The organism is uncultured Sulfuricurvum sp. (genome assembly GCF_937936435.1).
GTDB lineage: Bacteria > Campylobacterota > Campylobacteria > Campylobacterales > Sulfurimonadaceae > Sulfuricurvum.
In genome coordinates this window covers 1-11,598 of sequence record NZ_CALDDG010000009.1, presented here as the reverse complement: position 1 = coordinate 11,598, position 11,598 = coordinate 1, and the positions used below count along the sequence as shown (strand labels likewise).

The 11,598-nt window shown below is 40.3% G+C and carries 11 protein-coding genes; 4 read left to right on the top strand and 7 right to left on the bottom strand.

Translation table 11 applies throughout. From position 1 onward, the window contains the following. The 7 genes from tssH to tssA all read right to left on the bottom strand — a co-directional run. Positions 1–2,396: type VI secretion system ATPase TssH (gene tssH / locus Q0389_RS01520; RefSeq protein ID WP_298690926.1), on the bottom strand; the 2,396-nt coding region annotated here is incomplete at its 3' end. 8 nt (positions 2,397–2,404) lie between these two features. Beyond that, positions 2,405–3,400: a type VI secretion system baseplate subunit TssG gene (gene tssG / locus Q0389_RS01515; protein WP_298690924.1), complete on the bottom strand. Its 996-nt coding sequence runs from the start codon at positions 3,398–3,400 to the stop codon at positions 2,405–2,407. Beyond that, positions 3,397–5,169 (bottom strand): type VI secretion system baseplate subunit TssF, encoded by a 1,773-nt coding sequence (tssF, locus tag Q0389_RS01510; protein ID WP_298690923.1) that lies wholly within the window; start codon positions 5,167–5,169, stop codon positions 3,397–3,399. Before tssF ends, tssG begins: the two co-directional genes overlap by 4 nt. Further along, positions 5,159–5,578, bottom strand: a complete 420-nt coding sequence (gene tssE / locus Q0389_RS01505; RefSeq protein ID WP_298690922.1) for a type VI secretion system baseplate subunit TssE — start codon at positions 5,576–5,578, stop codon at positions 5,159–5,161. The genes tssF and tssE overlap by 11 nt, the downstream gene beginning before the upstream one ends. Positions 5,579–5,581: 3 nt before the next feature. Further along, positions 5,582–7,060 (bottom strand): type VI secretion system contractile sheath large subunit, encoded by a 1,479-nt coding sequence (gene tssC, locus Q0389_RS01500; protein ID WP_298690920.1) that lies wholly within the window; start codon positions 7,058–7,060, stop codon positions 5,582–5,584. Positions 7,061–7,069: 9 nt separating this feature from the next. Continuing rightward, a complete protein-coding gene (gene tssB / locus Q0389_RS01495) occupies positions 7,070–7,549 on the bottom strand; it encodes a type VI secretion system contractile sheath small subunit (protein WP_298690918.1) in 480 nt (159 codons plus the stop codon). An 11-nt stretch (positions 7,550–7,560) separates the two neighbouring features. Beyond that, on the bottom strand, positions 7,561–9,039 hold the full coding sequence (gene tssA / locus Q0389_RS01490) for a type VI secretion system protein TssA (RefSeq protein WP_298690916.1): 1,479 nt from the start codon (positions 9,037–9,039) through the stop codon (positions 7,561–7,563). Between the two features lie 382 nt (positions 9,040–9,421). Between tssA and Q0389_RS01485 the strand changes: the two genes are divergently transcribed. The 4 genes from Q0389_RS01485 to Q0389_RS01470 all read left to right on the top strand — a co-directional run bounded on the left by Q0389_RS01485 (position 9,422) and on the right by Q0389_RS01470 (position 11,530). Continuing rightward, positions 9,422–9,793, top strand: coding sequence for a hypothetical protein (locus Q0389_RS01485; RefSeq protein ID WP_298690914.1), 372 nt, complete (start codon positions 9,422–9,424; stop codon positions 9,791–9,793). A gap of 72 nt (positions 9,794–9,865) precedes the next feature. Then, positions 9,866–10,183: a hypothetical protein gene (locus tag Q0389_RS01480; protein WP_298690912.1), complete on the top strand. Its 318-nt coding sequence runs from the start codon at positions 9,866–9,868 to the stop codon at positions 10,181–10,183. Positions 10,184–10,252: 69 nt separating this feature from the next. Beyond that, a complete protein-coding gene (locus Q0389_RS01475; protein ID WP_298690910.1) occupies positions 10,253–10,948 on the top strand; it encodes a thioredoxin fold domain-containing protein in 696 nt (231 codons plus the stop codon). A 3-nt stretch (positions 10,949–10,951) separates the two neighbouring features. Next, a complete protein-coding gene (locus Q0389_RS01470; RefSeq protein ID WP_298690908.1) occupies positions 10,952–11,530 on the top strand; it encodes a hypothetical protein in 579 nt (192 codons plus the stop codon). Positions 11,531–11,598: the final 68 nt, after the last annotated feature.

Here is an 11,598-nt window from a genome sequence, read left to right as displayed (position 1 = left end):
TCTACGATATGATCCAAGAGCACCTCATCGTATTTAAACCCTATTTCACGTGCAGATAGCTGTTTTTCGATTCTCTTGAGCTTTAACGATATAATCTTTTTTAACGCATCCGTACTCAAATTCATATAAGGAACGACATTCATCCGTCCCAAAAGTGCCGGTTTAAGATAGTCGCTCAAAATTGGCAGAATCGTATTAGTTAATGATTCTAATTCGATGTCCGTAGATTCCGAACACATTTGTGTAATTGCGTCCGTCGCCAAATTCGACGTCATCAAAATAATCGTATTTTTAAAATCGATGGATCTTCCCTCTCCGTCATTGACCGTTCCTTTATCAAAAATCTGGTAGAAAAGGTTCAATATATCAGGATGTGCTTTCTCAATCTCATCCAACAATACAACCGAATATGGCTTGATCCTAACGGGATCGGTCAATTGACCTCCGTCTCCGTAACCCACATATCCCGGAGGTGATCCTATGAGCCTCGAAACTGTATGTTTTTCTTGAAACTCCGTCATATTGATCGTAGTTAGAAACTGCTCTCCTCCATATAAAAGGTCTGCTATAGCTCGTGCAGTTTCTGTTTTACCGACCCCACTGGGACCGACCAGCAAAAAAACTCCCGTCGGCGCATTCTCATTTTTTAATCCGGCTGCGGAAATCTGTAAAAATGTATTAAGGTAAGTGATTGCCTGCTCTTGTCCAATAACCCGCCGAATCATCTGATCTTGAAACACACTCAAATTTTTTGCCTGTTCACGCATCATATTACCCAACGGTATTCCCGTCCATGCCGAGATCACTTCGGCAATCTGTTCGGCAGTAACATTGTCATAGACATAACGGCACTCTTCTTGCATCATAAGAAGTTTTTGATGTTCCTTGGCGACAGCTTCTTTCTTCCCCAATAAACGAAGTTTTGCAATCTCGTCTACCAGTTTTTTCTGTTTTTCGTACTCAGCTTCACTTTTTTTAAGTTCTTTGTCTAATCGTTTCAGATCACTGTTTAATAGCTTTAAACGTTTAGTATAGTCCTTTAATCCGTTCTGATCATCCCTGGTTAAAAAGTCGATCTCTTGTACAATACGGAGTTTTTCATTTTCAAAACGCTGTATTGCGTACGGTTTATTAGTTTTACTGATTTTGACATTGGCGCATGCCGTATCCAATACATCGATCGCTTTGTCCGGAAGCTGTCTTCCCGTAATGTACCGTGCAGATAAAGATGCTGCGGCCTGTAGTGCGGCATCTTCGATATATACCTCATGTTCCTGCTCGTATTTATGGGCGATTCCGCGTAAAATTGTTACTGCATTTTCAACACTCGGTTCCAACAGATTGATTTTCTGAAAACGACGGGAAAGTGCCGGGTCTTTTTCAAAATATTTCCGGTATTCCAACCATGTGGTCGCAGCAATCGTACGCAATTCTCCGCGTGCCAATACCGGTTTAAGCAAATTAGCGGCATCACTTCCGCCCTCGTTACCCCCTGCTCCGATCAAAGTATGCGACTCATCAATAAAAAGAATAATGAACTGCGTACTCGATCGAATGGCATTAATAACGGATTGTAAACGGCGTTCGAATTCACCCTTAATTCCTGCACCTGCCTGCATAGCTCCTAAATCCAACGAAAGAACCTTTGCACCGTGAAGTTGTACAGGAACCTCTTTATGAATAATTTTAAGTGCCAAACCTTCTACAACTGCCGTTTTTCCAACACCTGCTTCACCGACGAGAATAGGATTGTTTTTGCGGCGGCGTAAAAGAATATCAATCGCTTGGCGAATCTCGTCGTCACGGCATAATACCGGATCGATTTTTCCCTCTGCCGCCAATTGGGTCATATCGGTCGTATATTTTTCGAGATCATCTCCCACGGGACGTTTGGATATCGGATCCTTTAAATTCGCTGTTTTTCCCAGTTGTGTCGCTTCTGCAGTCAATCCTTCAAGAAGCAAATAGGCTTGCGTGGCATCTACCGTTTCTAAAAGTTTAAAATAAGCGGTATTGGAATACTTTGGCCCATGATGCAACATACTCATCAGTAAGACGGATTCGTTAATTTCACTAAGCCCCATTTCCAACTTTGCAAGTATATAAGCGTCTTCGATCCATTGGATCAATACTGCTGAAAAAACAGGACTACTGCTTTCACTGCTATGTGACTTTACCCCTTTTTGCAGTGCTTTCAACATTTTATCCGGAGCAATTTCATAATGTTTTAATAGTCCGTTTAGTAGGCTGTTTTCTTCTTCTAACATAATAAAAAGAAAATCTTCTATTACAATTTCGCCCCCTCCACGGGCAATACATCGTTGAGCAGCATTTTGCAAATCTTGTTTTGTGTCGACATCTAATGTTTCAATCAATTTTTTTAATTCTATTTTCATACTCATCCTTAACTCGCAAATATCACTTCTAAATTTTTCTGAGCAATGCCGATAACACTGTTTACACCGAGATATCCGCTACCCGTATCCGAAAGAGTGCAGCAACATATCTCTTTTTTAGGTATTCGGAGGGCTACGTCATATTTCAACGGTTCATCCAACATAAATGAAATCAGATCATTTAATTCATCCATCTTTGTGCCGTCAACACCATAAGCAATCAGCTCATTCCATGAAACTCCATTTAATATAATCCGAAATTTCGTACTATTTGTTTTCATCGATTCTCCGATTAACATATCTTTTCCCAAAAAGCAGTTTTCGCCACCTAATTTGGTGTATTGCCACTCAGGAATTACTACCGTATCGGTTATGCACTGGCGTATTTCCATATCTTCGTGTACAAGGTAATGACGTAAAATGGCCAAAAGCGTTCCCGAAGATTTCTGACGCATGTTCAATATTCCGATATATGGCATCAACTTTCGTAAATTCAAGGTAGAGGTTCGATGCTCATGTTCATCATATAAACCCAAAATCGAAAGGATATATTTTGAAAAAGGGTCTTGAAGATTGTGCTGATATTGTATGTAGTAACGATGCTTGACCCAAATGGGGTAAATGAACTTTTGAATATTATGGTTAAACATATCCAAAAAATCTTGCAGAACATGATCGCTATCCGCACTTTCCAGTACCATTTCACAATAATGCGACGGCAGAGGAGAAGCACTTCCGAAGATAGCTAAAAAATTAAGTGTTAACTCAATGTAGCTACCTTCATTATTTTGTTGCAATGTTGCGGAAGAGAGCTCCGACTTTTGAAAGGCCAGACTCGGATTCGCCTTAAAACGAATTTTTCTATAGAGAGCATCAACATCCGCTCGAGGATATAAATGACGCAAGTATTGAATACACAAACGGATTGCTTGCGGCAATGTTGCCTTGGCAACGACATTTTGCAACTCTGTATTGATCTCTTGAAATGTCATAATATCTCTCATATCAATACTTGATGACCCATTTTAGGCTGCCATTTAAACGTATCATGATCAATCATGCGCACTTCTAAACGGTGAAAAGAGTTGATATTGCAATACAAAGCAAAAAACTCGTTTAACACGCAGCAAAGCAAATAGGCTTCACCTATTCCCGTAAATTTAGTGACATCAATCTCCAATGTAGTATCAATGCCTCTAATTGGAAACCCCTCATAAATCATCTCCGCTTTTTTATGTGAAATTGATACAAGCCCTTTCAGCATTAGTGTATTTTTATTTTTAATCTTTACATCATGCGCACCCGGAAAATCATACGTACTTAAAATCGATGTTAACGTTTTGATATCCGTAAGTGAGAGATAATTTAACGACATATTCGATAGTACACGCCATAAAAAATCTTTTCCGATTGGAGGAGGATAACTTTCAGTAGGAATCGTGATATTTTTGAACTTCAGATGTGCTACATTTGAATGCGGATTTGAAATATTGATTTGCCCGAGCTGTAATTGCGAAGGCAGTGACCGATTCGTACATAAAAGTTTTACCGAGATTGTTGCATTGGCATAGTCGTTTTTTTCATACATCCCTTCTGCCGATGCAAACCGGATATAACTATTGGTACGTTCTCCATCATCGGAGAGTTTGACACGTAATGAGTAATACTCATCATGATCTCCGTAACCAAAAGACTCAAAAGGTAAAAAATCTTCATAGATATTTTTACTTGGAATCCACCCGCGAACCCCTTCGACTAAAAACACCTCACTCGCATCACGTTCATATTCCGAAGCGCTGAGAAGATACTCCTCTTCCGTCGACGTTTTACGAATCGGTATCGCATCTACTTCAAATAAATTGATAATAGGAGTACAATAAAGTACAAAATTCTCTTTACCAACTATCTGTGCCGAAACCAAACGTTTTGACAAGTGAAATCGAAGTCGAAATTGTCGGCTCTGTTCTAAAATATCTTTCTCGAGATTAAAAATGGTATCGAGCCCATTAATATCGATAAATAAATATTTTGGCTCAAATGAGAAATACTCCTGCAATATTACATAACCGTCAAAAATATTTTGCGGATAAGGTACCATCCGTTCTTTCACATCAAAACCGACAGGAGAAACGCAACGGTGCGATATAAAAACCGTTTGAAGCGGTTCTTCTTTATAATCGAGAATCTCTATCTCTATCTTTTCTACATATTCCAAAAGATAGAGATAAAGTTCGTTGGAAACGAAACGCGGTCCGTTGAGATATATTCGCAAACTTTCAAATAGACACAAATCCAATGAACCTTTACAGCTCATTCCAAAATCAAGCTCTAACTGACCTTTGTTTCCGTGTACGTAATATCTGCACGAAGAGAGCTCGATCGGGTGAATAACAGTATCGTAGCACGTACGAAATCTATACTGCTCTGCAGTTTTTCCTGCCTCACTTAAGACTTCTGTCCCTTTCGGAACCACTTCCGGTGCACGTTGATCCCTCAAAGCTTCATATGCTATAACAGAATGGGAAGGAACCGGACGAACATAGTTAGGCCATAACAATTGGGCTAAGTTATGAGAGACTTCTGGTAATTCCTCGTCCAATTGTTGACGTAAACGTCCTGTAAGAAAGGAGAATCCTTCTATTACCCTCTCGACATCGGGATCCTGCCCCTCTTTTGAAAGATATGGAGAAAGACCCGGATTTTTAAGCGAAAATTCTTCACCGAGTTTTCGTAAAGCACCCAGTTCTTGCAGATAATAATTATTAATTGTCATCTCTGAAAACCTTGACGGCACCGTTGCCTAATAAATTTGCTTTGAAGGTCACTTTTTTTGTTACACGGTTAAGATTTAAAAAACCTTCGATATGTACATTCATTTCGTTGATATGAAGCTGTTCTCGCGATATACCGACACGTGCGTTAAAAAGACGAGGCTCATATTTTCGGATACATATTTCCGCACTTTTTTCAATCATCTCGATTGAATCTTTTTGACTCATATGAAGGTTATTAAGATCGGGACGTCCGTAGTCGTGAACCGTTTCTGCACTTCCGGCATTGGTAGAAAAAATACGAGACAGATTGTTAGCGACGGATTGATATATCGCTTCTTCGTCTTTACTCGCGTGAATATGCCGTGACGGTGGGCTTAACCGTTCAAAAAGGCTCCCTTTATACGCCACAATCTACTCCTTATCCAGCTTTCCGACGAGAGAGAGTTCGAAACTTGCTCCCATATATTTAAAATGGGGGCGCAAAGACATTTTGACACGGTACCAGCCCGGATCGCCTTCCACATCCTCTACCAGTATTTGCGCTTTTTTAAACGGTCGCTTACTACGAATCTCCGCACTCGGATTTTCCTGATCGGCAATATATTGTTTAACCCATTTATTAAGTTCACGTTCCAAATCCGAACGTTCACGCCATGAGCCGATGTATTCTCGCTGCAAGATTTTGATATAGTGAGACATACGTGTAATTGCAAAAAGATATGGAAGCTGGGTTCCAAGTTTATAATTCAGCTCAGCTTCTTTGCCTTCCGGAGTATTGGCAAAAATTTTCGGTGCCTGTGCAGAATTGGCCGCAAAAAATGCTGCATTATTACTCCCCTTTCTCATGGTCAAAGGGATAAATCCTTGCTCTGAAAGCTCATATTCTCGACGATCCGAGACTAATACCTCTGTCGGAATTTTCATTTCGACATCCCCCATACTTTCAAAAGTATGGACCGGCAGATCCGTGATCGCTCCGCCGCTACTCGGTCCGATAATATTGGTACACCAGCGATAATTGGAAAAACTTTTGGTTAAGGCACTAGCAAAAGCATAAACGGTATTTCCCCAAAGGTACGACTCATGGCTATTAGAGACATTTTCTTTATAGACAAATTTTGCAACAGGATTATTTTCGGGGTCATACGGTGCTCTGAGTAGGAAACGCGGCAACGTTAAACCGACATAACGGGAATCTTCATTTGTTTCCCGAAATCCGCGCCATCCCGCAAATTGAGGGGAGCTCATAACATCTTGTAAATCTTTTAGATCCGGCAGTCCTTCGAAGCTCTCCAAACCAAAGAATTTCGGACCTGCCGCAGCGATAAACGGAGCGTGGCTCATGGCGGCAATTGATGCCACTTTGTTTAAAAATTTGATGTCAACATTCGAAGGCGAGAGCTGATAATCAGCAATGATCGTCCCAACCGGCTGACCTCCGAATTGTCCGTATCCTGAGCTGTAAACATGCTTGTAAAGCCCCGATTGCGTAATGTCGAGACACTCTTCAAAATCTTCCAACAGCTCTTCTTTGGAAACATTGATGATTTCCATCATTATATTTTGACGGAAGTCCGTGCGTTCAACCAACATATACAAACCGCGCCATTTCGATTCGAGAGCCTGAAATTGTTGCTGATGCAGAATCTCATCCATTTGTGCACTTATTTTTGCATCGATCTGCGCAATCATCCGATCGACAATCGATTTATTCACTTTTTCTTCAGAGTTCTCTGATTTCAATAGTTCGCGTATCAATGCACCGACGCCGCTTTTAACGACACCGTACGTTTCATCTTCTCGTGTAAGATTGGTTTCGGCAATAATGTTGTCTAAAAGAAATCCGTTTAATTCGTTACCTTGGATTTGTTGTCTTGCTTCAGTTGTCATGTCTTCCCTTTATTCGGCTGATGTAAGTTCGTTTAACAATTTTTCACGTTCATCTTTATCGGAAATCGCGTTTTCTATCGCTTTTCTAAATGCAGGGATATTCCCTAGCGGCCCTTTCAGTGCGATCAGCGATTGGCGAAGTTCCATCAATTTTTTCATTTCTTCCACATTTTCGACGATATTTTCAGGGGAGAAGTCTTTCATACTCTGAATTTTGAGTGATACGCTCATATCGTTTCCATCATCCGTTAAGCGATTAGGAACAGCAAACTCCAAGGAGAGACCTTGATTTTTCAACACATCGTTAAAATTATTTTTATTGATGTTAATCACTTTCTTCTCTTCGACCGGTTTTTTCTCTTCGTTAGGATTGAATTCTCCTAAAACAGTGACTTTATACGGAATTTCAATCTCTTCGTTTTGATCCCCCGTCGCCGGTTTATACGTTACGTTGATTCTTTCTTTCGGTGATTCGGACTGTTTATTCATTGTGACTCCTTTTATTTAATGTCGATTGCTGCTGCCATATCCACTCGGCACAGACGTTGGAACGCGATATCGTATTTTTCACGTTCTATTTGGGTTCGGTTAAACGAATTGAGATAAAAACGATAGACCTCTGCCACCAATTCGGGTTGCCACTCTTCGAGAGAAAAGTGTTCTATCTCCCGCTCTAGCTCTTCAATAAGCGCTAATGCCATCAGCGGTTTACCCGCGGCAAGTGCTACTTGCGCATGAAGAAGTCTCCATCGGAATTTTTCTTCTTGTGAGCCCGCATCTCTAAATGAGCGCTGAAGCATCTCCATCGCCTCTTTTGAATTCTTTTTATTGACAAGTTCATAACATTGCTCGCCGATAAGCGCTAACACGTCAACAGGTTTATCACTCTCTTCGCCAACCATACCCCCTCTTGTTTGTTCATTCAGCCACTCTCTCATTTGCGACGGAACGAATGGTGTCCCATCACGAAATTTAAGCTCAGTTACGCCTTCGTTAGAATTGACAAAACTCATCAGCATATTTCTCACTTCGGATGCGGCTTTGTTTTTTTGGATTGATTCGTATAATTCAAATGCCTTAAAATGTCCAAAGAGCCAAAAGGGTGAGCGAAAAATCACATTTTCAATAATCTGCAATGCTGCATCTTTTTTTCCCTCTGAAATTAAAGAATCGATCTGATCAATACGTTCACTGCTGGGAGGATTGAGCATCGTATTTCCGTTCTGAACGTGTGGAAGGGTGTCGATTTCAAGCCAACTGATCATCCGAGTAAGGCGTAATGCACGAATATCTTCTATTTGACGTTCACGCCAATAATGGGCTAACTGCTCAGCATTTTTTTTCAGATGATTCAATACTTTGATCGCATCGGCATCGTTTGTAATCTCACCGCTTGAATTATTATCTAAAGCACTAAGGGGAGTTGTCGAAACTTTCGGTTTATCATTTTCATCGCGTCGCTTTTTTTCAGATACTTTTATTTCTAAGAGTCGACATGCTTCTGAAAATAACCGATCATCAACCTCACATACGACTTGAACAGATTTCTGTAAAAGACGTAAAAGTTCTAAATACGTTTCTGCATCATCGATGGAAATACCAATTTGGCGATCTTGAATAATCTGAAGATTCATCACCGTCTCAAACCAAGAAAAAGCACCCCATTTAGCTCTATGTGATTTCGGAAAAAGCTCTTTTCCGAAAGATTCCAACAACTGATTCATCACCTCTAACGCATAACGGAATCCAGCCATTCCCTCTAATCTATATTGTGCATATGCCCACCAAGACACAAGTTTGATATCTTTTGTTGACGATTCAATCAGTGATGAGGATTCATCGCGAATGTATTGCCAATTGATTTGTGCCGTTCCACCGGGACTATTCATCTTGTCTATCTCAGATTCAATTGTCAAATAAGTATCATCATACCTGGCATCACTGCCGCATATGAATTGTTCTGAAATAGGATGTAACATAAGGTCAGACAAGTTTATACCTATAAATATGATTTATTGTTATTTTTAAATCAGAATACTACTCTCTTTTTTCTTTACAAAAACTTTTAAAAAATATTTTTTAAAATTTATTTGAAATATTTTACGTTACTTTTAATTCATAATATCCGATTTATTCAAATGTTTTATAACTAAATAAAATTTTAATCTCTTAATTTTTCACCTATATTTTTAATGCTCTAAAATGTTTTCGATACACTTCTCCAGCAAAACCGAATCTGATCTATAGAAATGATGTATACTAGTTTCAATAAGATGTAAGCTAAACTCCAACATAATGTTTAATAGTATCCGTTAAATATAGGTAACGTCTAAAAACACTTTTGACGTAAGAGGCATTTTCATGAATAGCAAAACACCCGTCGTACTCAGTCTTCTCTTTATGTTGCTCGGTATATTTGCCGTCTTCTATTCGCTTATATTGGAATTTGATCTGTTTTTTCTCAGCCTGGGCATCATGCTTTTGATTATTCCGCTAAGTCTCATTGTAAATCAGCTGAAGCAGTTATCTAAATCCGAAATCAGAACGTATGCATGGTACAAAGCAAAATATCCAAACAACGTGCAGGAAAATTTCATTACCTGCTTCACGTGTGAAAATAATTTGATTGAGAGCCGTCAGCTCATTAATAAGCTCTTCCAATATGAGCATTACTGTACGGAATGCGGGAAAATCCTATTTTACACCAGTACCCCTTTTCCCACATCGGAATGATTTGGATTTTCCAATCCTCCCTTCCTTCGATACGGTATAATCCCCTTTACACTGTATACAAAGGGACATCCGGTGAAATCGATCGCTCTATTCTTATTGTTATTATTGATCTCTCTAGCGCTGTATCTAGGATATTCCGAGCGTTTTGCCTATCTCAACGGTACAATTTGTCAAAAGATAGGATGGGAGAGTAAAGCAGCCGAACTATACGAGAAAGGATGTCGAAACAATAACCTCCCTGCCTGTGTCGATTTGGGAATACTCTATGAAACGGGTAGCGGCGTCGACAAAGATATCGATAAAGCCCGGAAACTCTATGAAAAAGCCTCCCGACACGGCTATAAACCCGCCGAAATACGACTAAACGCTAAAACGATGAACCGACAATAATAATGAGTGTAAAACTTTATTTTTTTTGCTGACAAACCTGATACAATAGGTGGAAAAAAGGGGCAAAAGATGAAAAAGTTTCTCTGTAGTGTTTTACTATCGGCTTCTGCACTCACGGCAGACGATTCGATTCTTTCCGAGCTGAACTCCCTAGAAATCATTCAATCCAATCAAATTCGTATTCTAAAGGTACAAGACGAAGGAAATCTTTATCTCGTACACGGAGAATCGACACGCGGTGCCGATGCCGAACCCCAAAAACCGTTTGATTTCTTTATTACGAAAGACAAAAAAATCCTCATCATGGGCGATGCGCTTTATGCAAACGGGCAAGGGAAAGTTGTATTTAGCGTCGACAAACATATGATAGAAGGAAAAGAAGCCTTTACTTACGGATCGGGCAAAAAAACCGTATACGTATTTGTCGATCCACAATGTCCTTATTGCAAACAGTTTGAAAGACTTATGCCTTCACTTGCGGAGAAATACACGTTTAAAATATATCTCTTTCCCCTCCCGTTTCACGATGACGCAATACCGATGAGCAAATGGATTCTAAAAGATAAAGAAGGGCGTGCCGAAAGGCTGATTGCCATCGCCAACGGCTCAACCGAATATCATAATCTCGCCCTAAACGAAGAAGAAGACAAACAACTCGATGCAATGATCGATGCTCAGGTAAATCTTGCAGAACAATCGGGGATAGAAGGGACTCCGACCGTTTTGGATAGCGATTTCAATAAAATCAATTGGGGAAGGCTCTAATCTATGGTCAAAAAAATCACACTGACAATCTCGACGATTCTTGCTTTAAACAGTAGTAGCTACGGAGACGATGCAACGGCATGGGAACTCTTTAACTGGATGGAGGACTCTCTAAGCGGGCGATGGGTACTTGCACCCGCCGATGCGCAAGTCGGAACTAACTCGTACAAACATCCCGCCGTCTTGCCTCTGGTAGGAACCAATGCTACCGGCATCGCATTTAAACTCATCGGCGGAGAGGTGACGATCCAAGAAGACCTTCTCCCCGACACGACCAAGCAGATGGTGACTATGTACCATTGCAAAGACATCGCCTGCACCAATCTCAAAGCGACCCATTACTGTTCGAAACAAAATCAGCCTGAATTTCTCGCCGATTTGCAGCACAGCACCCCTAAAAAAATCATTTTTGACTGCGATATGTCGACGGAATTGTGCCAATCCGACGAAGACCATGTCCATCAAATCATCCATGAAATTTCCGATGACGGCAGCCATCTGAAAAGTTCGTATCTCAGTTGGGAAAACAAACATCCAAAAACCGATAGTTCGATCTACTATTTTGATCGGCCTAAAGATTAAAAAAACAGCAACGAATTTTCAGAGATCGGAAGAGCACACGTCTGAACTCCAGTCACATTCCTTTATCT

What these genes read in the sequence shown, in the direction of transcription:
- tssG (WP_298690924.1), bottom strand. Translation starts at nt 3,400, where the DNA reads ATGAGAGATATTATGACATTTCAAGAGATCAATACAGAGTTGCAAAAT.
- tssF (WP_298690923.1), bottom strand. Translation starts at nt 5,169, where the DNA reads ATGACAATTAATAATTATTATCTGCAAGAACTGGGTGCTTTACGAAAA.
- tssC (WP_298690920.1), bottom strand. Translation starts at nt 7,060, where the DNA reads ATGACAACTGAAGCAAGACAACAAATCCAAGGTAACGAATTAAACGGA.
- tssB (WP_298690918.1), bottom strand. Translation starts at nt 7,549, where the DNA reads ATGAATAAACAGTCCGAATCACCGAAAGAAAGAATCAACGTAACGTAT.
- tssA (WP_298690916.1), bottom strand. Translation starts at nt 9,039, where the DNA reads ATGTTACATCCTATTTCAGAACAATTCATATGCGGCAGTGATGCCAGG.
- Q0389_RS01485 (WP_298690914.1), top strand. Translation starts at nt 9,422, where the DNA reads ATGAATAGCAAAACACCCGTCGTACTCAGTCTTCTCTTTATGTTGCTC.
- Q0389_RS01475 (WP_298690910.1), top strand. Translation starts at nt 10,253, where the DNA reads ATGAAAAAGTTTCTCTGTAGTGTTTTACTATCGGCTTCTGCACTCACG.
- Q0389_RS01470 (WP_298690908.1), top strand. Translation starts at nt 10,952, where the DNA reads ATGGTCAAAAAAATCACACTGACAATCTCGACGATTCTTGCTTTAAAC.